A 22,437-nucleotide genomic window follows, 5' to 3' on the forward strand; every position below is an offset into this window, starting at 1 on the left:
AACAGTCTGCCCGGATTGTCGTTTCTCTTGAACTGGCCATCGCAGCGCTGGTCAAACGAGCATGGGGCCGAGCGCCCGCTTCCTTACCACGCAGGAGGGAATCATGCGAGTCTTAATTCACGCGGCGCTGGCCGGCCTGCTGGCGCTGGACGCCGGCGCGGCGCTGGCACAGATGGGCATGCAGACTGGCGGCGCCATCATGCAGCCGCTGCCGAGCCGCGCAGGGCCTGCGCTGCGGCCCAGCAGCGATGCGCGGCGCGAGCGCGATAACTACTACCTGGCGTCGCACGAGATGCTGGAGGTGTACGGCGCCTATCCGCTGTCGAACGGCGAAACGCTGAAGATCAGCCGCGAGGGCAGGCGCTACTTTGCCAGCATGCCCAGCACCGGAAAGGTGGAGATCATGCCGGTCGGGTCGATTGCGTTCGTGACGCGCGACCGCTCGCTGCGGCTGGACTTTACCCCGGTACCGTTCAGCACCTACGTATGGGTGACGCGCGGCGGCTCGCCATCAACCGGGCAGCTGAGGGGGCAGGGTGGCCCGACTTAGCTGTTGAGGGTGAACTCGGTGAAGGAGGGGGCGTCGTCGGCGGGCTTGGTCTCCGGCGCGGCGTCGGGGCCCTTGCTGTCAGGGCCATTGTTGAGCAGCCAAAGCAGGTTGGTGGCGGAGTCCGCGTTGGCCAGCGCCTCGTCCTGCGTCACCAGGCCGCTCTGCACCAGCTGGAGCAGGGCGGTCTCGAACGACTGCGAGCCGGGCGACAGGCTCTTGTCCATCGCTTCCTTGATCTGGCCGATCTCGCCTTTCTCGATCAGGTCGGACACGTAGCGCGTGTTGACCATGATTTCGACCGCTGCCTGGCGGGTGCCGCCGGCCGCAGAGCGCACCAGGCGCTGCGACACGATCGCCTTCACGGCCGAGGACAAGTCCTGCAGCAGCGCCGGCCGGTTCTCGATCGGGTAGAAGCTGATGATGCGGTTGAGCGCGTTATAGCTGTTATTCGCGTGCAGGGTGGCCAGCACCAGGTGGCCGGACTGCGCGTAGGCGAGGGCGGCGGCCATGGTTTCCTTGTCGCGGATTTCGCCGATCAGGATGCAATCCGGCGCCTGGCGCATCGAATTACGCAGCGCCACCTGGAAGCTCTCGGCATCGCTGCCGATTTCGCGCTGGTTGACGATCGATTTCTTATTCTTGAACAGGTACTCGATCGGATCTTCGAGCGTAAGGATATGGCCTGCGCGCAGCTCGTTGCGATGGTCGAGCATGGACGCGATGGTGGTCGACTTGCCCGAACCGGTGGCGCCGACCAGCAGCAGCAGGCCGCGCTTTTCCATGATCAGGTCGGCCAGCACAGGCGGCAAGCCGAGGTCGCCCAGGGCAGGGATATTCGCAGGCACAAAGCGGAACACCGCCGAGATCGAACCGCGCTGGCGGAAGGCGGACAGGCGGAAGCGGCCCAGGTTGGCGACCGAGATACCCATATTGAGTTCGTTGTCGCGCTCGAGCTCCCGCATCTGTTCCGGGGTAGCGATTTCGGCCAGCAGCGAGACGATATTCTCCGGCTCCAGCTTCTGCTGGTTAATCGGAATCAGGTTGCCGTTGATCTTGATATGAACTGGTGAATTTACCGCGAAGAACATATCCGACGCGTTCTTCTCCTTCATCAGTTGAAACAAACGGTCCATTGCCATCATCGCCTCCAGGTTCGGGGTCAGACCCCAGTTTTATTCGGCCATTTCAGCCGTAACTATTTGAACATCGGGGTCAGACCCCAATTCCGGCAACATTGCCTGAAAACGGGGTCTGACCCCGATTTTGTTAGGGCGATCGCCGGAAAACTATTTGAACATTGGGGTCAGACCCCAATTCCGGCAACATTGCCTGAAAACGGGGTCTGACCCCGATTTTGTTAGGGCGATCGCCGGAAAACTATTTGAACATTGGGGTCTGACCCCGATTCGGGCAACGCAGGAACAAACCCCCGGCTTAGGAAATGGCTTAGATGCCGCGCAGCAGTTCGTTGATGCCGGTCTTGGCGCGGGTCTTGGCGTCGACGCGCTTGACGATCACCGCGCAGTACAGGCTGTACTTGCCGTCTTCCGATGGCAGGTTGCCCGAGACGACGACCGAGCCGGCCGGTACGCGGCCGTAGCTTACCTCGCCGGTGGCGCGGTCGTAGATCTTGGTCGACTGGCCAATGTACACGCCCATCGAAATCACCGAGTTCTCTTCGACGATCACGCCTTCGACGATCTCCGAACGCGCGCCGATGAAGCAGTTGTCTTCGATGATCGTCGGATTGGCTTGCATCGGTTCGAGCACGCCGCCGATGCCGACGCCGCCCGACAGGTGGACGTTCTTGCCGATCTGCGCGCACGAGCCGACCGTGGCCCAGGTGTCGACCATCGCGCCTTCATCGACGTAGGCGCCGATGTTGACGTAGGAAGGCATCAGCACGACGTTCTTGGCGATGAAGCTGCCGCGGCGCGCCACCGCTGGCGGCACTACGCGGAAGCCACCGCGCGCGAAGTCGTCGGCGCTGTAGTTGGCGAACTTGGTCGGTACCTTGTCGTAAAACTGCATGGTGCCGTCGCTGGTCATCACGCTGTTGTTCTCGAGACGGAACGAGAGCAGCACGGCCTTCTTGATCCACTGGTTCACAACCCAGTCGGCGCCGGTTTTTTGCGCCACGCGCAGGGTGCCGTCGTCAAGGCCGGCAATGACGTGGGCGACCGCGTCGCGCAGTTCGGCGCTGCCGTTGGCTGGGGTGATGTCGGCGCGCTGTTCCCAGGCGGTGTCGATGATGGTCTGGAGTTGTTGGGTCATGGTGTGGTGGTAGGTGAGTACTTATAGGGCATTGCAGAACTGGACGATCCGCTGGGCCGCTTCGAGGCATTCGTCGACTTCGGCGACCAGCGCCATGCGGATCCGACCCTGGCCCGGGTTGACGCCGTGCGCTTCGCGCGCGAGGTAGCTGCCCGGGAGGACGGTGACATTATATTCGGCGTACAGGCGCTGGGCGAATTCGGTGTCGGTCAGGCCGCTGGCGCCGACGTCGGCCCACAGGTAAAAGCCGGCGTCGGGCAGGCCGACGTCGATCGCATCGTTCAGCATCGGCGTGACGAGGTTGAATTTTTCGCGGTACTTGGCGCGGTTTTCGACCACGTGCACTTCATCGCCCCACGCCGCAATCGACGCTGCCTGCACCGGCGGCGACATGGCGCCGCCGCAGTAGGTGCGGTACAGCAGGAATTTCTTGATGATGGCCGGGCTGCCGGCCACGAAGCCCGAGCGCATGCCGGGCACGTTGGAGCGCTTCGACAGGCTGGAAAAGACGATCAGGTTGGCGTATGGGTCGTCGCCGCCGCTGCGCCCGAGTGCATGCGCCGCTTCGAGCGCGCCCAGCGGGGCTGCGCTGCCGTGGTAGATCTCGGAATAGCATTCGTCGGAGGCGATGACGAAGCCGTGGCGGTCGGCCAGCGCGAATACCTGCTTCCAGTCGTCGAGCGAGACCGTGGCGCCGGTTGGGTTGCCCGGCGAGCAGATGTACATCAGCTGCACGCGCGCCCATACCTCGTCAGGCACGCTGCCGTAGTCGCAGCCGAAATTGCGCGCCGGGTCGGAGTTGACAAAGTACGGCTGGGCGCCGGCCAGGTAGGCCGCCCCTTCATAGATCTGGTAGAACGGGTTCGGGCACATCACCAGCGCACCGGGCTTGGACGGATCGACCACGCAGTGCGCGATGCCGAACAGCGCCTCGCGCGAGCCGTTGACTGGCAATACCTGGGAGGCGCCGTCGAGCTCAACGCCGTAGCGGCGTTCGATCCAGCTGGCGACAGCGGCGCGCAGCGCGTCGGTGCCGTGGGTGCTTGGGTAATTGGCCAGTCCCTGCACGCTGTGCGTCAGGGCTTTCTGGATGAAGGCGGGCGTGGGATGCTTTGGTTCGCCGATGCCCAGGCTGATCGGGCTCAATGCCGGGTTGGGCGTGACCCCAGCGAACAGCTGGCGCAGCTTTTCAAACGGGTAGGGATGCAGCTTGTCGAGGTGTGGATTCACAGCGGTACCAGTTGGGATAGGGCGAATTGGCGGTCTTTATTATAGCGCCGTTATGTTGTCCTTGTTGCCAACAGGAGCCGCTTGCAGGCCCGGCTCCGTTCAACGCATCACCAGCGCCTTGACCGCTTCCCAGGCCGAACTGCCGGCATCGACCTGCCGGACGCTGTTGCGGCCCGCCTCCTTGGCTGCATACATGGCGCGGTCGGCGGCGACGAACAGTTTTTCGACGTGGTCGAGCTGGGTGGGCATCATGGTCGCCACGCCGATACTGCAGGTGATCCAGCTTGAGGTGGCCGAGCGCGGATGCGGCAGGTGCAGCGCTTCGACCGCGGCGCGGATGGCCTCGGCCAGCGCGGCGGCGTCGGCCGGCGAGGTTTCGGCGAACAGCAGCACGAACTCTTCGCCGCCGTAGCGGGCCGCCAGGTCGGTGGCGCGCGGCGCATGGTCCTGCAGCACGGCGGCGACCTGTTGCAGCGCCAGGTCGCCTGCCGCGTGGCCGAAGCTGTCGTTGTACAGCTTGAAGTGGTCGACGTCGATTACCACCAGCGACAGCGGCTCGCCGCTGCGGATGGCGCGCTGCCATTCCATGTCGAGGAAGGTGTCGAAGTGGCGGCGGTTGGCGATCTTGGTCAGCGGGTCGAGCAGGGCGGCGCGCTGCAGCGCGGTTTCCGACTGCTTGTGGTGGGTGATGTCATGCAGCAGGCCGATGAACAGCGTCTCGTGCATGGCCATCGGCGCCAGCGTCAGGTCCATCGCGCGCAGGGTTCCGTCGCATTGGCGGACCACCACTTCGCGCGCGCCCGGCTGGGGTTCGAATCCGGGCTCGCTGGCACAGCGGGCGAAGTAGTCGAGGTATTCCTGCGCTACCTGCGGGGCCAGCAGGTCGCACAGGGTCTTTTGCTCCAGCGTTTCGGGCGAGCAGCCGAGATAGCGTCCGCAGGCCGGGTTGGCGTACTGGATGCGTCCCGTGCCCTCGATGATCATCAGGCCTTCGGCCATGCTGTCGACGATGGTGCGCAGGCGCTGCGCCTGTTCGTGCTGGCTGTCGCTGGTGTTGCGGATCTGGAGCTGGGCGCGCACGCGCGCGCATACCTCGGCCATCCGCAGGGGTTTGCTGATGTAGTCGACCGCGCCGGTGTCGAAGCCGGCGACCACGTCGTCAGTCTCGGAGCGCGCGCTCATGAAGATCACCGGGATGCGCTGGGTGCCTGGGTGCTGCTTGAGCTGGCGGCACGTTTCCAGGCCATCCATGCCGGGCATGACGACGTCGAGCAGGATCAGGTCGGGATGGACGCGCCGCGCAATGCTGAGCGCCCGCTCGCCGGAGTTGGCGACGAAGGTCTGGTAGCCCTGCTGCGTCATCATCTTGCGCAGCATGCCGAGGTTGGCCGGCGCGTCGTCGACGATCAGGATCGCCGCGTCGCGGCGTGGAGCTCTGGCGATTGTTGCTGGGAGCGGCATGCTTGGCCTTGGCCTGGGAGAAAAATTAAGCTATCGGATAATAACGCTGCGTTATCTCTACAGGCAAGAATTGTTTCCCACAGGTTAGTCCGATGCCAACATCGCAGCGCCTCTGCCCTGTGTAAACGACAAATCCTCCCGTAGGAGGACTTGTTGTAGGTGCGCAACCATAAGAAGCGATGTGTTGCTCACCAGCAGTATTTGCCGGCGTTCGGCGCTGGCCAGACTGCTTACATTTGTGCAGCGATCAGCTTGCCGAGGATCGCAATGCCTTCGCGGATGCGCTCCGGCGGCACGGTGACGAACGACAGGCGCAGGGTGTTGGTTTCCGGATCGTTGGCATAGAACGGCGCGCCCGGCACGAAGGCCACCTTGGCGGCGATCGCCTGGTCCAGCAGGGCCATCGCGTCGATGTGCTTAGGCAGCGTCACCCAGATAAACATGCCGCCTTCAGGTCGGGTCCACTGCACGCCGGCCGGGAACTGCTCGGCCATCGCGTCCAGCATCACCTGGCACTGGTTCGCGTACAGCGTGCGGATGCTCGGGATGTGGGTCTCGAGGAAGCCGTCCTTGACCACTTCGTGCACCACCATCTGGGTCAGCTGGGCGGTGTGCAGGTCGGCGGCCTGCTTGGCCAGCTCAAGGCGGCGCACCAGCGGCAGCGGGGCCACCACGTAGCCGAGGCGGATGCCTGGCGTGAGCACCTTCGAGAAGGAGCCCATGTAGATGACGCCGTCCGGGTTCATGTTCAGCATTTTCGGGAACGGTTCGCCCTTGTAGCTCAGCGAGCCATACGGATCGTCCTCGATCAGCGGGATGCCGAGGCGGGCGCAGGTTTCGACCAGTTCGACGCGGCGCTCGATCGACAGGCTGCGGCCGGTCGGGTTCTGGAAGTTCGGCAGCGCGTACAGCATGCGCGCACCTTCGGCGACCGCGTCGATCGACGACGGCACCAGGCCGTGGTCATCGGTGGCGACCGATTTGAATTCAGGGCGGTACACCGAGAACGCCTGCAGCGCGCCCAGGTAGCTTGGGGTTTCGACCAGCACGCGGCTGCCTTCGTCGATCAGCACCTTGCCCAGCAGGTCGAGCGCCTGCTGCGAGCCGGAGGTCATCAATACCTGTTCAGGCACGATCTTGCAGTTGTCGGTCGACAGCGAATTGGCAATCCATTCGCGCAGGGGCGCGTAACCGTCGGTCGGGCCGTACTGCAGCGCCACCTTGCCGGTGGTCGACAGCACCTTGTCGTAGGCTGCCTTCATGTGCTCGACCGGGAAGGTGGCAGGCGAAGGCAGGCCGCCGGCGAACGAGATGATCTCAGGGCGCTGGGTGATCTTCAGGATTTCGCGGATGAACGAGCTTTGCAGCTGGCTGGCGCGCTCCGAGAAGCGCCATTCGATCGGGTTTGGATTTTCAATTTTCATGCTGGTCTCACAGGGAAGGGCCGGAGGTCGGCCTGGCCATTATAGAGCACGCTGGGTAAGCGTTCTCAGGAAAGGCGGCACTGGGTAAGTGCCGCCCGGATCTTGCTTAGCCGGCGATTTCGACGATCATTTCGATCTCGACGCAGGCGCCGCGCGGCACTTGGGCCACGCCGAAGGCCGAACGGGCGTGCTTGCCGGCGTCGCCGAACAGTTCGCCCAGCAGTTCGGAGGCGCCGTTGGTCACCAGGTGCTGGTCGGTGAAATCGGGGGTGGAATTAACCAGGCTCATCAGCTTGACGATGCGCTTGACGCGGGTCAGGTCGCCGCCGCAGGCTTCCTGCAGGGTGCCGACCAGGTCGATCGCGATGGAGCGCGCCGCTGCCTGGCCCTGTTCCAGGGACACGTCCTGGCCCAGCTTGCCTGCGTTGACCGAGCCGTCGGCGTTCTTGGCAATGTGGCCCGAGAGGAAAACCAGGTTGCCCGACTGTACGTACATGACGTAGGCGGCGGCTGGCGCGGCCGGTGGGGCAAGGGTGATGTTCAGTTCTTTGAGTTTTGCGTAGACGGACATGTTGTTCCCGGTTTCGGTAAAAATAGACAAGGCAGTATTGTACGTCGGGCACGATGCGCTTGCCTAAGCTTTTGCCGACTTCGTCTGGGGTTACATGTGTACCGGCAATCAGAGATCTGGTGGTGTCCGGGCCGTGAAGCCCTCAAGGTGCCGCACCATCGCATCGTACCCGTGTGTTGCGGCCGCTGCGCCGGAGCAGGCCCAGCATCGACAGTCCGGCCGCCAGCAGGGCAAACGATGCCGGCTCGGGCACCGGCGCCACGTGGACGGAAATCGTGGCAGTGCGTCCTTCGATACTGAACGAACCCACCTCGGGCGCTGTGGGATCGACGCTGACGGCGAAGTAACCGTGCACGCCATCGCTGTCATCGGCGTAGAGCGGTGCCAGCGGCGCCTCAAATCCCATGCTGCCGGTCGGGCCGAGCAACTGGTGATGGAACCCCCAAACCAGATAAGGCGTTTCGAACCAGACGCCGTGACCATATTCTTCCACGTTGACTGACTGGGCAGAGAGATTGGCGTTGCTTTTGGCGGTGCCATCGTAGTGGTAGGCCTGGTCTCCAATACGAAAGTCGATAACGACCTCGCTGGCGTCGTTCCACGCCCAGAACCCCGGCCTCGGGGTCGTCGTATCCCTGTCGAACGTCGAACGGAGCGTCAGCTCGTAAGGTAGTGGTTCCGTGGTCGTTGACGGGTTCAACCCAAGCGTGTTCAGGACCGTGTCGTTAGTATGGCTGGTGCCAGTGGAATGCGTTGTGACGGTGACCGGATCGGCCAAGGCAGCAAACGGCAACGCGAGCAGCAGCATGCAACTGCGCTGCATGGACCGCAATTTCGCGGTTGCGGCGAAGCGGCAGAACCGCAGCAACAATGGCAGGGCCGCGCTGCGGGGAGCAGGCAGTCTCATGCTGGCCTCCGAGGTGCGCCGTGGCGCATATGTCGATTATTATCCGCATGCCGCAGAAGGCTGGCGCACCTTAGGTGTGCGAAACTATAGTGATCAACTCATCGGCCGCGCTGCTACGGCGCGCTCGATTGGTTTGTCCCCTGGACTTGCACTTGAAGTTAGCAAACACGTCCCCACATCCCTGCAATCCGTTCAACCCACTTGTTTCATACGAGGAATAATATGGCAATTGCCGAAAAAGAGACCCTTGGCTTCCAGGCTGAAGTAAAACAGCTGCTGCAACTGATGATCCACTCGCTGTACTCGAACAAGGAAATTTTCCTGCGCGAGCTGATCTCGAATGCCTCCGACGCGGCCGACAAGCTGCGCTTCGAAGCGATCAATAACGACGCCCTGTACGGCAACGACCATGAACTGAAGATCAAGGTCACCTTCGACAAGGCGGCGCGGACCATTACCATCTCCGACAACGGCATCGGCATGAACCGCGACGAAGTCATCTCGCACCTCGGTACCATCGCCAAGTCGGGAACCAAGGAATTCTTCGGCAAGCTGTCCGGCGACCAGCAGGCCGACGCGGCCCTGATCGGCCAGTTCGGCGTCGGCTTCTACTCGGGCTTCATCGTGGCCGACAAGATCACCGTCGAAACCCGCCGCGCCGGCGTGTACGCCAATGAAGGTGTGCGCTGGGAGTCGGGCGGCGAGGGCGATTACAGCGTCGAGCAGATCGAGAAAGCTTCGCGCGGCACCGACATCATCCTGCACCTGCGCGAAGGCGAGGACGAGCTGCTCTCGAGCTGGAAGCTCAAGTCGATCATCCGCAAGTACTCCGACCACATCTCGCTGCCAATCCTGATGCAGAAGGACGAGTGGGACGCGGAGAAGAAGGAAACCGTCGTCAAGGACGAATTCGAGACCGTCAACCAGGCCAGCGCGCTTTGGGCCCGCAACAAGGCCGACATCACGCCGGAGCAGTACAACGAGTTCTACAAGCACGTGTCGCACGACTTCCAGGACCCGCTGACCCTGACCCATAACCGGGTCGAAGGCCGCAGCGAATACACCCAGCTGCTGTACGTGCCGAGCCACGCGCCGTTCGACCTGTGGGACCGCAACAAGCGCGGCGGCATCAAGCTGTACGTCAAACGCGTCTTCATCATGGACGACGCCGAGCAGCTGATGCCGGCCTACCTGCGCTTCATTAAAGGCGTGATCGACTCGAACGACCTGCCGCTGAACGTCTCGCGCGAGATCCTGCAGGAGTCGCGCGACGTGAAGGTGATCCGCGAAGGTTCGACCAAGCGCGTGCTGGGCATGCTGGAAGAACTGGCTAACGCCGACGAGCAGGAAAAGAAGGACAAGTATACCACCTTCTGGACCGAGTTCGGCCAGGTGCTCAAGGAAGGCATCGGCGAAGACGCGACCAACAAGGACCGCATCGCCAAGCTGCTGCGCTTTGCCTCCACCACCAACGACAACGCCGACCAGACCGTCTCGCTGGCCGACTATCTCGCGCGCATGAAGGAAGGCCAGGACAAGATCTACTACGTCACCGGCGAGAGCTTCACCGCTGCCAAGAACAGCCCGCACCTCGAGATCTTCCGCAAGAAGGGCGTCGAAGTGCTGCTGCTGACCGACCGCGTGGACGAGTGGATGCTGTCGTTCCTGACCGAGTTCGAAGGCAAGGAGCTGGTGTCGGTGGCGAAGGGCGGCCTCGACCTGGGCGGCCTGGAAGATGAAGCCGAGAAGAAGGAACATGAAGAGACCGAGAACTCGTACAAGGAGCTGGTCGAGAAGATGAAGGCGGCGCTGGGCGACAAGGCCAAGGATGTGCGGGTGACCTTCCGCCTGACCGACTCGCCGGCCTGCCTGGTGGCGGACGAGAACGAGCTGTCGGGGAACCTGCTGCGCATGCTGAAGGCGGCAGGCCAGAACGCGCCTGAATCGAAGCCTATCCTCGAGATCAACCCGAACCACCCGTTGGTGACGCGCCTGAAGCATGAAGACGCGGACAGCAGCCGGTTCGCGGACTGGTCGCACATCATGTTCGACCAGGCGATGCTGGCTGAAGGCGGTTCGCTGTCCGATCCGGCGTCGTTTGTGAAGCGCTTGAACGAAATGCTGCTGGCGACCAGCAACTAAAACTCCCGTCGTTCCCGCGCAGGCGGGAATTCATACTGAGCCAGGAACTTTCGCGACGTCTGGGTTTCCCGCTTGCGCGGGAACGACGGTTATATCTGCCCGCAAAACTCCATCAACATCCGCTCACCCTCGGGCCACTCGCCGTATCCGCTGGCGCCGTTGATATGTCCCGCTTCACCGATCTCGACAAACTTGCTGCCCCACGCAGCGGCAAATGCGCGCGCGCGTTCCAGCGTCACGTATTGATCGTTTGAGCTGGCGACCACGATGCTCGGGAACGGCAGCTTCTCCATCGGCATCGGCTGGAACCCCTGCGCTTCTGCCGGGTAGCTCGGCGCGTCGACATCGCTCGGCGCGACCAAAAAAGCCCCGGCGATGTTCAAGGGTGAGCCCGAAGCCGCCCATTTGGCGACCGTCACGCATCCCAGGCTGTGCGCCACTAATATCGGCGCCCCCTCGCAGCCGGCGATGGCAGCGTCCACCTCGGCCACCCATTCGTCGCATTCGGGGTTGTTCCAGTCGCGGTGCGGCGCGCGCTTCCACTCGGGATGCTTGCGCTCCCAGTGGGTTTGCCAGTGGTCGGGCCCGGAGTTCCAGAGCCCGGCAAGGATGAGCACATCGCATTCCATGCAACCTCCGCAGTTTCGGTGTCGTCAAGGCCATTGTACGTGGCAATCCCGAAACGCAGCGTAGCGTTGCGGCGTTCGCGGTATGTCTGAGACCGCGCAGGGTGCCCCGGATGAGCTTGCCTATTCTTGAACTGCGATGTTGTCAGAATTTCTATAAAACAATGTTGCGTTGACCAATCGATCGTCGGCATTGGCGATTTCGGCGGACCAGACAGCATCGCATGGGGAATCAACGATTCCGGCGTGGTGGTCGGGGAGGCGGACAACGCGGCCAGCGTGCGCCGCGCGTTCGCCTACAGTGGCGGCATGATGAATGACCTCGGTACGCTCGGCGGCCCGGCAGCTGGCGCGAGGGCGATCAACAACGACGGCGACATCACCGGCTATGCGGGAATTGCCGATGGCAGTCCGCGTGCTTTCCGCTTATCCGGCGGCGTGATGCAAAACCTCGGCACCTTGCCCTCGACAATAGAGCTGTATAGTTTTGGCCACGCGATCAATGCGCATGAAGCGGTTGCCGGAACCTCGAGCGTAGGCGAATTCGGCCAGCCCGAGCCGCCCATACACGGATTCGTCACCAAGGGGAACGCCCTGGTCGACATCGGCACCTTCGGCGGCCACGTCAGCGAGGCTTTCGGCATCAATGACCACGGCAAGGTCGTGGGCACTGCCGAAACCGGCACCGGTTTCCATGACCGGAACGCGTTCATCTGGTTCAAGGGCGTCATGCTGGATATTGGACACCTCGGCGGTGGCTACGCGGTGGCCTACGACATCAATAACCGCAACCAGGTGGTTGGTTTTGCGTCGGGCGCCGGATCCAACCAGGGTTTTCTCTGGCAGATGGGCAAAATGGTCGCCATCGAAACCCTGATCGAGCCGGCCGAGGCCTGGACCATCACCGATGCGCGCGCCATCAATGAAAAGCAGCAGATCGCGGGCACCGGTTGCAGGGCGGGCGCGTGCCAGGCAGTGCGCCTGGACCCGGTGCCCTGAGTGGGGTTACAGGGCCGTGCGCAGCGCAAACAGCTCGGGGAACAGCACCACGTCGAGCATCTTGCGCAGGTAGCTGACGCCGGCGGTGCCGCCGGTGCCGGTCTTGAAGCCGATGATGCGCTCGACCGTCGTGACGTGGCGGAAGCGCCAGAAGCGGAAGGCCGTCTCGAGGTCGACCAGCTTCTCGGCCAGCTCGTACAAGGCCCAGTACTTGTCCGGGTCCTGGTACACGCCCAGCCAGGCCGCCTTGACCGATTCATCGGCTTCGGTGGGCGTGGTCCAGTCGCGCTCGAGCCGTCCAGGGGCGATGGCAAAGCCGCTGCGCGCCAGCAACATGATCGATTCGTCGTAGACGGAAGGGGCGTGCAGCTCGCGTTCCAGCACCTCGTAGGCCTGGGTGGCCTTGGTGTGCACCGCCAGCAGCGACGGGTTCTTGTTCCCGAGGATGAACTCAAGCTCGCGGTACTGGTGCGACTGGAAGCCGGACGAGGCACCCAGGTAAGGGCGGATCGCCGTGTATTCGGGCGGGGTGAGGGTGGCCAGCACGTCCCACGCGTGCACCAGCTGGTCCATGATGCGGGCCACGCGCGCCAGCATCTTGAAGGCCGGCGGCAGCTCGTTGGCGCGCAGGCTGGTGCGTACCGCCTGCATTTCGTGCAGCATCAGCTTGAGCCACAGCTCACTGGTCTGGTGCTGGACGATGAACAGCATTTCATTGTGGTTGGGCGAGCGCGGATGCTGGGCCGACAGGAGCTGGTCAAGCCCGAGGTAGTCGCCGTAGCTCATCGCTTCGGTGAAATCCATCTTGGCACCGTGCCACGATACCGGGCACTTTTTCTCTTCATTGGACATGGCAGGTTCTTTTCGTTTGCAGGTCAGGTGACGGCGCCACGGCTGGCATGGATATCGTACGCCTCGCAGTCAAGCACGTCGCGCAGGATCTCGACCGCATCCCAGACGTCGGCGAAGCTGGTGTACAGCGGCGTGAAGCCAAAGCGCATGATGGCAGGTTCGCGGTAGTCGCCGATGACGCCGCGCCCGATCAGCGCGGCCATCACCGCATAGCCGTGCGGATGGGTGAAGCTGACCTGGCTGCCGCGCCGCGCATGCTCGCGCGGGGTGACGAGGCCGAGCGGGTGGGCGCCGCAGCGTTGTTCGACCAGCGCGATGAACAGGTCGGTCAGGGCCAGCGACTTGGCGCGGATCGCGTTCATGCCGGCCTGCTCGAACACCTCCAGCCCGCATTCGACCATTGCCAGCGACACCACCGGCTGGGTGCCGCACAGCGCGCGCCCGATGCCGTCGCAGGGCGCGAAGTCGGGCGCCATCGCAAACGGCGCGGCATGGCCCCACCAGCCCGACAAAGGCTGGGTGAAGCTGGCCTGGTGGCGCGCCGGCACCCAGATGAAGGCAGGGGAGCCGGGGCCGCCGTTGAGGTACTTATAGGTGCAGCCCACGGCGAAGTCGGCGTTGGCGCCGTTCAGGTCGACCGGCACCGCGCCGGCCGAGTGGGCCAGGTCCCATACGGTTACCGCCCCCTGGGCATGGGCGTGCGCCGTGATGGCGGCCATGTCGTGCTGGTAGCCGGTACGGTAGTTAACATGGGTGAGCATCAGCACCGCGCAGTCGGCGTCGACCGCCGCCGGGAGCTCGTCGACGGAATCGACCAGGCGCACGCTGTAGCCGCGCTCGAGCCAGCTGGCCAGGCCCTGGGCCATATAGATATCGGTCGGGAAGTTGCTGCGCTCTGTCACGATGACCTTGCGGGCAGCGTTCGGGCCCTGGGCCTGCAGGTGCACGGCCGCCGCCAGCGCCTTGAACAGGTTGAGCGAGGTGGTATCGGTGACCACGACTTCGCCGGCCTTGCCGCCAATGAGGGGGGCGAGACGGTCGCCGAGGCGGCGCGGCATGTCGAACCAGCCGGCGCTGTTCCAGCTGCGGATCAGGTCGTGGCCCCATTCGCGGGCGATCACTTCCTGCGCGCGGGCCAGCGCCGCCTTCGGCCGGGCGCCCAGCGAATTGCCGTCTAAATAGATCACGCCGTCTGGCAGGTCGAACTGCTCGCGCAGCGGGGCGAGGGCGTCTTGGGCGTCGCGGGCGACGCAGTCTTGCTTGGTGATCATGGATCGCCTTGTTCAAATGCAAAGTGGAGCGAGTGTATCAAGAAACGCCTCGTCATCGCCAGCAAAGTGATACCCATTCCAGTACGATTCATGCGGGTTCCGTATCGCAATTGTCAAATTCCCAGAACAAATGTAAGAAAATGAAATAAATGTCGGCTTGACCCTCAAGTTTGGCCAAACTCAGCCGTAACAGGTTCAGACGACCGGGACTCCGCAGGTTTTTTGAAGAAATTTCAAAAATATTTGCTCAAGACCCTAAAGTTCCCAGAATTGCTGACGTTAATGACTCAGACACGGGGCGCCAGAAGTTTTTTAAGAAATATCAAAAAAAGTTCAGGTTGACCCTAAAGTTCTAAAAAAGTTTGACGTAAACGGTACAAGACGACGAAAAGTCCGCGCCGCAAAGTGCAGCTTCCAGGCCGTCAAGCAACCCATCTTTCCGCCCCTGTTTCATAGGGGCGCGACCACGATTCGAGGGCGTCTGTCAGACGAACACCTACGGATCGACTTCGTCATTCCCTCACCCAAAATACAGGCTCCCACCTATTCACGATTTGTTGCCGTGAGTCCAGAATCTATCTCATCGGCAATACAAACACGGCGGTTCGCACAGCGGACCACGGAAAATCGGATTCAAGGAGATGGAAATGACGGCGAACGACATGATGGCGGAAATTCGTGATGCAAACCTGAGCTACCTGATGCTCGCGCAGCAGATGATCCGTGCGGACAAGGTCACCGCCATCTTCCGTCTCGGCATCTCCGCTGAAATCGCCGACCTGATCGAAGCGATGAGCAACGCCCAGATCCTCAAGCTCGCTGGCGGCAACATGATGCTGGCCCGCTTCCGCTTCGACGACGGCGCCATCCTGTCGATGCTGACTAACTACAATAAGGACCGTTCGCTGGCCCAGTCGCACGCCGCCATCCTGATGGCCGGCCAGCCAGTCGAAGAAATCGCCTAAGTTATTGTCGTCGCCAGTAAATCAGGGAGTAGAGTAATGACCAAGAAAAGCGTTGTGTCCGAAGCCCAGGAAATCCAGCTTGCGATCGAACTGATCCAGCTCGGCGCCCGCCTCCAGTTGCTCGAAACCGAAGTCTCGCTGTCCCGTGAGCGCCTGCTCAAGCTGTATAAAGAACTCAAGGGTGTATCGCCGCCGAAGGGTATGCTGCCATTTTCGGCAGACTGGTTCCTGACCTGGCAGCCGAACATCCATTCCTCGCTGTTCATCAACATCCACAAATTCCTGGTTGAACACGCCGGCGCCACCGGCATCCAGGCGGTGATGAAGGCCTACAAGCTGTACCTCGAACAAATGCCGCCGGAAGCCGGCGCCGAGCCAGTCCTGTCGCTGACCCGCGCCTGGACCCTGGTGCGTTTCTTCCAGAGCAAGATGCTGGCCGTCGCCCCTTGCGACAAATGCCAGGGCAAGTTTGTCGTCAACTGCCTCGACCTGAACCAGGGTTACTTGTGCGGCCTGTGCCATATGCCTTCGCGCGCCGGCAAGACCAAGAAGTCCCGCGAAGCCGAGGCGCTGCTGGCCGCGTGATCTCCCTTATTTCCGCATTCCAGCCGAAGGGCAGGGCATGAGCCTTGCCCTTTTGCGCATCTGGCGCACTCCCGCGCTGCAGGCGCTCTTGATCCAGGCCGGCGCCTTCGCGCCCGCGCTGGCGGTAATCTGGCTGCTGGCGCGCGCCGGCGTCCCGGTGTCCTACCTGGGCGCCGCCTTCGTCCATGGCCTGCTGGCCGCCGCCCTGACGTGGTGGCGCGGGCTGGCGCGCTGGTGGTGCGCAATCCAGTTCGCCTTCCCGCTGGCGCTGTACGGCGCCTTGATGCTGGAGCTGCCGCCGCTGCTGTTCCTCGCGGCTTTTGTCTTTTTGCTCACTTTGTATTGGTCCACCTTCCGCACCCAGGTGCCGTATTACCCGTCGGGCAAGCGCGCCTGGGACGAGGTCGCCGCCTTGCTGCCCAAGGGCCGCGCGGTGTCGATGATCGACATCGGCAGCGGCCTGGGTGGCCTGGTGCTGGACATGGCGCGGCGCCGTCCGGAGTCGCGCTTCACGGGCATCGAGCTGGCCCCGCTGCCATGGCTGGCCAGCCGCATCCGCGCCGCCGCGCTCGGCAGCAGCGCCCATTTCATCCGCGGCGACTACGAACAGCTCGACTTCGGCGATTACGACCTGGTGTTCGCCTACCTGTCCCCGGCGGCAATGGGCGCGCTGTGGCGCAAGGCCAGCGCGGAGATGCGGCCGGGCGCGATGCTGGTCAGTTATGAATTTTTGATAACTGAAAAAGCGCCGGACCTTACCATTACGCCAATTGGCCGTGGGCCAAATGTTTTCGTATGGCACTTTTAAGAGACAAACCGGGCCTTTTTACTTGCCCGGTGGTCATTCTCAAGTTATTGTGATTCCGTACGTAAATAATTGAGTTGAATGCTGACCGCGTCACGCTGACCCGCTTCACGCCCCATCGCATCTTCCAGAACAAAAAATCCACCTCGGGAGTACCTGTTGTTAGTCATTATCGGATACGTCATCGTCCTCGGATCGGTGTTTGGCGGCTTCGCCCTGGCGGGAGGCCATCTTGCCTCGCTGTTCCAGCCGATCGAGCTGTTGATGATCGGCGGCGCCGCCGTTGGCGCTTTCTTTGTTGGCAACAATGGCAAGGCGATCAAGGCGACGATGAAGGCGCTGCCGACCGTGTTCAAGGGGTCGCGCCACACCAAGGCCCTGTACATGGAGCTGATGTCCCTGCTGTTCGACGTGCTGTCGAAAGTGCGCAAGGAAGGCCTGATGTCGATCGAAAGCGACATCGACAGCCCGGAAGAGAGCCCGCTGTTCTCGAAATACCCGGGCGTGCTGGCCGACCACCATATCGTCGAATTCATGACCGACTACCTGCGCCTGATGGTGTCGGGGAACATGGACGCCTTCCAGATCGAAAACCTGATGGACAACGAGATCGAGACCCACCACCATGAAGGCGCGGTGCCGCACCACGTGATCGCCAAGATCGGCGACGGCCTGCCGGCCTTCGGTATCGTCGCGGCGGTGATGGGCGTGGTCCACACGATGGAATCGGTGGGCATCCCTCCGGCCGAACTGGGCATCCTGATCGCCAAGGCGCTGGTCGGTACCTTCCTCGGCATTTTGCTGGCGTACGGCTTTGTCACCCCGCTCGCTGGCCTGCTTGAGCAGAAGCTGGAAGAAGACGCCAAGATGTTCCAGTGCGTCAAGGTGACGCTGTTGGCAAGCCTGAACGGCTACGCGCCGGCGCTGGCGGTCGAATTCGGCCGCAAGGTGTTGTACTCGACCGAACGTCCGACCTTTGCCGAGCTGGAAGACCACATCAAGAAGTCGAAGACGAAGTAAGCGTCGATTCGCGATACCGACCATGCCAAGTGTAACTAACACCACCCGGAGCCCTTATGGCGGATGAAGGCCTGCGCCCGATTATCGTCAAGCGCATCAAGAAAACCGCGGGCGGCCACCATGGCGGCGCGTGGAAGATCGCCTACGCCGACTTCGTGACGGCGATGATGGCCTTCTTCCTGCTGATGTGGCTGCTGGGCTCGACCACCAAGGGCGACCTCAACGGCATCTCCGAATACTTCCAGACCCCGCTGAAGGTGGCGATGTCGGGCGGCTCCGGCAGCGGCGACAGCTCGTCGGTGATCCAGGGCGGCGGCACCGACATGACCCGCCGCACCGGCCAGGTCAAGAAGGGCGAGACCATCCCGGAAAAGAAGACCTACGACCTGAAAGCGGCCAAGGCCGTGCTCGAGCGCGAGGAAGCGGTACGCCTGCGCAAGCTCAAGGGCAAGATCGAGGCGACCATCGAAGCCAACCCGCTGCTCAAGAAATACAAGAATCAGCTGTTGCTCGACATCACCAGCGAAGGCCTGCGCATCCAGGTGGTCGACGAAAAGCACCGGCCGATGTTCGAGCTGGCCAAGGCCGAGCTGCAGCCGTACACCCGCGAGATTTTGCACGTGATCGCCATCGTGCTCAACGAAGTGCCCAACAAGGTCGGCCTGTCGGGCCACACCGATTCGACGCCCTACATGAGCGACGCCGGCTACAGCAACTGGGAACTGTCGGCCGACCGCGCCAACGCCTCGCGGCGCGAGCTGGTGATGGGCGGCCTGTCGGATGACAAGATCCTGCGCGTGGTGGGACTGGCCTCGGCCGCCCACCTCGACAAGCTCGATCCGTTCAACCCGATCAACCGGCGCATCAGCATCATCGTCATGAACAAGAAAACAGAAGAAGCCGTCATGCGCGACAGCGCCTCGATCGAAGTCGAGACTGAAGCGGGGGCGCTGGCCGCGGCAGCGCCGGCGCCCCGCGCAGCGCAATGACGGTCGGGATAGGGAACTGGAGAAGTCAATGGCAAGAAAAAAAATCCTCGGATCGCATGTCAAGCGCCTGCTGTCGGGCGTGTCCGATCACGGCCGCCGCCACCTGACCGAGGTTGAAACCGACCTGCGCCAGACCGAGCTGCTGCTGGAGGAGGCGATCGAAAAGCTGACCACCAGCTTCATGGCGATCCACACCGCGGTGGGCGACCGCCAGGGCACCATCAACCGGCTGCTGGCGGGCGAGACCCCGAGCGCCGAGGACAGCGAACGGCTGGGCGGCATGTCGGGCGAGATCGGGCTGCATGTGAATGCCGCGATCACCAGCATGCAGTTCCAGGACATGACCAGCCAGCTGCTCGACCGCACGCTCAAGCGCGTGACCGGGCTGCGCGAATTCCTCGACACCGTCGGCGCCCATGGCGAACATATCCTGCCCGAGACCGGCAGCGAGGAAATCGTCGACCTGCTCGGCAAGGTCAGCATGGCGCTCGCGATCCAGTCGCTCGAGCTGCGCAGCGCCTTAAGGAAAGCAGTCAATCAGCAGCATCTGGAAAGCGGCGACATTGAGCTGTTCTAGTCCCGTACGTTTAACCACCGCAGGGCGCACAGCGCCTTGACTTTAAAAAAAGCAGGAGCACAAAGATGGCAAAAACAATTCTCGCAGTCGACGATTCCAGTTCGCTGCGCCAGATGGTCGCCTTCAGCCTGAAGGCCGCTGGCTACAACGTAGTCGAGGCGGTCGATGGCCAGGACGGCCTGGAAAAGGCAAAGCTGCAGACCGTCGACCTGGTCCTGACCGACCAGAACATGCCGCGCATGGACGGCCTCGCGCTGATCAAGCTGCTGCGCGAGCTGCCTGAGTACCAGAAGACCCCGATCCTGATGCTGACCACCGAGTCGTCCGACGAGATGAAGTCCAAGGGCCGCGCGGCCGGCGCCAACGGCTGGCTGGTCAAGCCGTTCGATCCGCAACGCCTGATTGAAGTCGTCAAAAAAGTCATCGGCTGATCAAAGGCTGGGAGCACGAGCAATGATGCATCGCGAAATTCATGGAGTTCCATCATGACCATCGATATTAGTCAGTTTTTCCAGGTCTTCTTCGATGAAGCCGAGGAGCTGCTGGCTGAAATGGAACGCCTGCTGCTGGCCGTCGATATCGACGCGCCCGACGCCGAGGACCTGAATGCGGTATTCCGCACGGCCCACTCGGTCAAGGGCGGCGCGTCGACGTTCGGCCTGAACGACATAACCGAAGTGACGCACATACTTGAGTCGCTGCTGGACCGCATCCGCAAGGGCGAAATGCCGCTCACCGCCGAGCACGTCGATGCATTCCTGCAGGCCAAGGACATCCTCAAGATGCAGCTGGACGGCCACCGCAATGGCGCGGCGGTCGATCAGGACGCGGTTGCCAACGTGCGCATGATGCTGCAGGAGCTGTCGCAGGGTGACGTGGCAGTTGCCGCGTCGGGCTCTGTCGTCGCTTCGTTCGCGGTCGCCACCGCGGCCACCAGGTCGGCGGTGGGCGATGGCGCGCGCCGCTTCCGCATCGAGCTGCCGAAGGTCGAGCAGCGCGACGTCGATGCGCTGGTGGCGGAAGTCGGCCTGATGGGCCGCGTATCGGTGGCGCCGCTTGCCGGCGGCTGCACGGCGATCATGGTGACCACGCACGAAAGCCTGGATGACATCATCGCCATTTGTTCATTCGTGCTGGACCCGGACGACCTGAAGATTTTTGAAGCGCCGGCGCTCACGCCGGAGCAACGCGCGATCGAAGACGCCGCGCGCGCCAAGGTCGAGCAAGACCAGGGCTACGGTTTCTTCGACATGGACGAAGCGCCTGAAGCGGCCGGTCCGGAGCTGAGCGACGACGAACGCGGTTACGGCTTCTTCCAGCCGATCGAGCAGATTCGCGCCGCCGCCTCGGCCAACAGCGCCGCCAGGGCGGTGCAGGCAGCCGGCGAGGGCGCCGACCCGGAGGCTGCCGCCGAGAAGAAGCAAGTGGTAAAGAAGGACGACAAGGCGGTAGCGCATGGCGCCGAATCCTCGTCGATCCGCGTGTCGATCGAAAAGGTCGACCAGCTGATCAACCTGATCGGCGAACTGGTGATCACCCAGGCGATGATCGAGCAGCGCAGCGATTCGCTCGACCCGATGGTGCACGAGCGCCTGCTGAACTCTGTCAGCCAGCTGACCCGCAACACCCGCGACCTGCAGGAAGCGGTGATGTCGATCCGGATGATGCCGATGGACTTCGTGTTCTCGCGCTTCCCGCGCATGGTGCGCGACCTGGCCGGCAAGCTTGGCAAGAAGGTCGACTTCATCACCAATGGCGCCGCCACGGAGCTGGACAAGGGCCTGATCGAACGGATCGTCGACCCGCTGACCCACCTGGTGCGCAACAGCATCGACCACGGCATCGAAATGCCGGAAGTGCGCCGCGCCGCAGGCAAGACCGACACCGGGCGCCTGTTCCTGTCGGCTGCCCACCAGGGCGGCAATATCATGATTGAAGTAGCGGACGACGGCGGTGGCCTGAACCGCGAACGGATCCTGGCCAAGGCCGCCGAGAACGGCCTGGCCGTGTCCGACGCCATGAGCGACTCCGAAGTCTGGCAGCTGATTTTCGCGCCCGGTTTCTCGACCGCCGAAGCGGTGACCGACGTCTCCGGCCGCGGGGTCGGCATGGATGTCGTCAAGCGCAATATCGCCGCGATGGGCGGCAGCGTCGACATCCGCTCGGCGCGCGGCTTCGGCACCACGATCTCGATCTCGCTGCCGTTGACGCTGGCGATTTTGGACGGCATGTCGATCCGCTGCGGCGAGGAAGTCTACATCCTGCCGCTCGGCTTCGTGGTCGAATCGCTGCAGCCTGCGCAGGACGACATCAAGGAGATCGCCGGGCGCGGGCGCGTGATCAAGGTGCGCGGCGAGTACCTGCCGTTGATCCCGCTGTACCAGATGTTTGACATTGCGCCGCGCTTTACCAATCCGTGCGAGGGCATCGTCGTCATCCTCGAGTCCGAAGGACGCAAGGCGGCGCTGTTCGTGGACGACCTGGTCGGCCAGCAGCAGGTCGTGGTCAAGAACCTTGAATCGAACTACCGCAAGGTGACCGGCATTTCCGGCGCCACCATTTTGGGCGACGGCGGCGTGTCGCTGATCCTCGATGTCTCGGCGCTGATCCGCTCGTCGCGCCAGCTGGCCGACGACACCATTTTCTCTTAATTTTTTCGCGATTACCCAGAATAGGAATCCATCATGTCCATCAACCAGAACAACCTGAAAACCGGCGACGCCAAGGATGGCGCAGGCAACGAGTTCCTGGCCTTTACGCTCGGCTCGGAAGAATATGGCATCGACATCCTGAAAGTGCAGGAGATCCGCGGCTACGAAGCGGTGACCCGCATCGCCAACGCGCCGGAATTCATCAAGGGCGTCATCAACCTGCGCGGCATCATCATCCCGGTGGTCGACATGCGCATCAAGTTCAACCTCGGCACCCCGGTGTACGACCAGTTCACCGTTGTGATCATCCTGAACATCGGCGGGCGCATCATGGGCATGGTGGTCGACAGCGTGTCCGACGTCACCACCCTGACCCCGGACCAGGTCAAGCCAGCGCCGGAAATGGGCAGCGCCTTCAACTCGGACTACATGATCGGGCTGGGCACCATCGACGAGCGCATGCTGATCCTGGTCGACATCGACAAGCTGATGTCGTCGGGCGAAATGGGCCTGATCGAAAAGCTGGCTGCTTAAAAAC

The 22,437-nt window shown here is 62.7% G+C and carries 22 protein-coding genes; 12 read left to right on the forward strand and 10 right to left on the reverse strand.

All coding sequences use genetic code 11. The annotated features are described in order from the left end of the window. Positions 1 to 103: 103 nt before the first annotated feature. Positions 104 to 550, forward strand: coding sequence for a hypothetical protein (locus LMJ30_RS12800; RefSeq protein ID WP_229432723.1), 447 nt, complete (start codon positions 104 to 106; stop codon positions 548 to 550). Here the strand turns inward: LMJ30_RS12800 and LMJ30_RS12805 are convergent. The 7 genes from LMJ30_RS12805 to LMJ30_RS12835 all read right to left on the reverse strand — a co-directional run bounded on the left by LMJ30_RS12805 (position 547) and on the right by LMJ30_RS12835 (position 8,417). Further along, entirely contained in the window at positions 547 to 1,689 is a 1,143-nt protein-coding gene (locus LMJ30_RS12805; RefSeq protein ID WP_229432724.1) for a PilT/PilU family type 4a pilus ATPase, read from the reverse strand. The genes LMJ30_RS12800 and LMJ30_RS12805 overlap by 4 nt on opposite strands. A gap of 307 nt (positions 1,690 to 1,996) precedes the next feature. After that, positions 1,997 to 2,824 (reverse strand): 2,3,4,5-tetrahydropyridine-2,6-dicarboxylate N-succinyltransferase, encoded by an 828-nt coding sequence (dapD, locus tag LMJ30_RS12810; protein ID WP_229432725.1) that lies wholly within the window; start codon positions 2,822 to 2,824, stop codon positions 1,997 to 1,999. A 21-nt stretch (positions 2,825 to 2,845) separates the two neighbouring features. Next, on the reverse strand, positions 2,846 to 4,054 hold the full coding sequence (gene dapC / locus LMJ30_RS12815) for a succinyldiaminopimelate transaminase (protein WP_229432726.1): 1,209 nt from the start codon (positions 4,052 to 4,054) through the stop codon (positions 2,846 to 2,848). Positions 4,055 to 4,153: 99 nt separating this feature from the next. Next, entirely contained in the window at positions 4,154 to 5,515 is a 1,362-nt protein-coding gene (locus LMJ30_RS12820) for a diguanylate cyclase domain-containing protein (protein WP_229432727.1), read from the reverse strand. Positions 5,516 to 5,745: 230 nt separating this feature from the next. After that, complete coding sequence (locus LMJ30_RS12825; RefSeq protein WP_229432728.1) at positions 5,746 to 6,939, reverse strand: aminotransferase-like domain-containing protein; 1,194 nt, start codon at positions 6,937 to 6,939, stop codon at positions 5,746 to 5,748. 106 nt (positions 6,940 to 7,045) lie between these two features. After that, entirely contained in the window at positions 7,046 to 7,510 is a 465-nt protein-coding gene (locus LMJ30_RS12830; protein WP_229432729.1) for a RidA family protein, read from the reverse strand. Between the two features lie 142 nt (positions 7,511 to 7,652). Continuing rightward, positions 7,653 to 8,417: a PEP-CTERM sorting domain-containing protein gene (locus LMJ30_RS12835; RefSeq protein WP_229432730.1), complete on the reverse strand. Its 765-nt coding sequence runs from the start codon at positions 8,415 to 8,417 to the stop codon at positions 7,653 to 7,655. A 222-nt stretch (positions 8,418 to 8,639) separates the two neighbouring features. Here LMJ30_RS12835 and htpG point away from each other — a divergent pair, with 222 nt between their 5' ends. After that, the gene (gene htpG, locus LMJ30_RS12840; RefSeq protein WP_229432731.1) at positions 8,640 to 10,559 is read left to right on the forward strand and encodes a molecular chaperone HtpG; all 1,920 of its coding nucleotides are present in this window, start codon (positions 8,640 to 8,642) and stop codon (positions 10,557 to 10,559) included. Between the two features lie 89 nt (positions 10,560 to 10,648). On the opposite strand, the gene LMJ30_RS12845 is transcribed toward htpG, so the two are convergent. After that, a complete protein-coding gene (locus LMJ30_RS12845) occupies positions 10,649 to 11,188 on the reverse strand; it encodes an RBBP9/YdeN family alpha/beta hydrolase (protein ID WP_229432732.1) in 540 nt (179 codons plus the stop codon). A gap of 126 nt (positions 11,189 to 11,314) precedes the next feature. Here LMJ30_RS12845 and LMJ30_RS12850 point away from each other — a divergent pair, with 126 nt between their 5' ends. Then, complete coding sequence (locus LMJ30_RS12850; RefSeq protein ID WP_267869627.1) at positions 11,315 to 12,184, forward strand: hypothetical protein; 870 nt, start codon at positions 11,315 to 11,317, stop codon at positions 12,182 to 12,184. A 6-nt stretch (positions 12,185 to 12,190) separates the two neighbouring features. Here LMJ30_RS12850 and kynA read toward each other — a convergent pair whose 3' ends face one another. Both kynA and kynU read right to left on the reverse strand, forming a co-directional pair. Next, the gene (gene kynA, locus LMJ30_RS12855; protein WP_229432734.1) at positions 12,191 to 13,036 is read right to left on the reverse strand and encodes a tryptophan 2,3-dioxygenase; all 846 of its coding nucleotides are present in this window, start codon (positions 13,034 to 13,036) and stop codon (positions 12,191 to 12,193) included. Positions 13,037 to 13,059: 23 nt separating this feature from the next. After that, positions 13,060 to 14,307: a kynureninase gene (kynU, locus tag LMJ30_RS12860; protein ID WP_229432735.1), complete on the reverse strand. Its 1,248-nt coding sequence runs from the start codon at positions 14,305 to 14,307 to the stop codon at positions 13,060 to 13,062. 647 nt (positions 14,308 to 14,954) lie between these two features. Here kynU and flhD point away from each other — a divergent pair. From flhD to LMJ30_RS12905, 9 genes are all read left to right on the forward strand, one after another. After that, positions 14,955 to 15,272: a flagellar transcriptional regulator FlhD gene (gene flhD / locus LMJ30_RS12865; protein ID WP_169463426.1), complete on the forward strand. Its 318-nt coding sequence runs from the start codon at positions 14,955 to 14,957 to the stop codon at positions 15,270 to 15,272. A gap of 36 nt (positions 15,273 to 15,308) precedes the next feature. Next, complete coding sequence (gene flhC, locus LMJ30_RS12870; RefSeq protein WP_229432736.1) at positions 15,309 to 15,857, forward strand: flagellar transcriptional regulator FlhC; 549 nt, start codon at positions 15,309 to 15,311, stop codon at positions 15,855 to 15,857. Positions 15,858 to 15,894: 37 nt separating this feature from the next. Then, a complete protein-coding gene (locus LMJ30_RS12875) occupies positions 15,895 to 16,665 on the forward strand; it encodes a class I SAM-dependent methyltransferase (RefSeq protein ID WP_229432737.1) in 771 nt (256 codons plus the stop codon). Positions 16,666 to 16,821: 156 nt separating this feature from the next. Further along, positions 16,822 to 17,682: a flagellar motor stator protein MotA gene (gene motA / locus LMJ30_RS12880; RefSeq protein ID WP_229432738.1), complete on the forward strand. Its 861-nt coding sequence runs from the start codon at positions 16,822 to 16,824 to the stop codon at positions 17,680 to 17,682. A gap of 56 nt (positions 17,683 to 17,738) precedes the next feature. Then, a complete protein-coding gene (gene motB / locus LMJ30_RS12885; RefSeq protein WP_229432739.1) occupies positions 17,739 to 18,671 on the forward strand; it encodes a flagellar motor protein MotB in 933 nt (310 codons plus the stop codon). 28 nt (positions 18,672 to 18,699) lie between these two features. Beyond that, the gene (locus LMJ30_RS12890) at positions 18,700 to 19,248 is read left to right on the forward strand and encodes a chemotaxis protein (protein ID WP_229432740.1); all 549 of its coding nucleotides are present in this window, start codon (positions 18,700 to 18,702) and stop codon (positions 19,246 to 19,248) included. Between the two features lie 65 nt (positions 19,249 to 19,313). Further along, entirely contained in the window at positions 19,314 to 19,679 is a 366-nt protein-coding gene (locus tag LMJ30_RS12895; protein WP_229432741.1) for a response regulator, read from the forward strand. Between the two features lie 54 nt (positions 19,680 to 19,733). Continuing rightward, positions 19,734 to 21,899 (forward strand): chemotaxis protein CheA, encoded by a 2,166-nt coding sequence (gene cheA / locus LMJ30_RS12900; protein ID WP_229432742.1) that lies wholly within the window; start codon positions 19,734 to 19,736, stop codon positions 21,897 to 21,899. A 33-nt stretch (positions 21,900 to 21,932) separates the two neighbouring features. Beyond that, complete coding sequence (locus tag LMJ30_RS12905) at positions 21,933 to 22,433, forward strand: chemotaxis protein CheW (protein ID WP_229432743.1); 501 nt, start codon at positions 21,933 to 21,935, stop codon at positions 22,431 to 22,433. The last annotated feature ends 4 nt before the right edge of the window (positions 22,434 to 22,437 follow it).

The sequence above is a fragment of the Massilia agrisoli genome, from assembly GCF_020831365.1.
GTDB lineage: Bacteria > Pseudomonadota > Gammaproteobacteria > Burkholderiales > Burkholderiaceae_D > Telluria_A > Telluria_A agrisoli.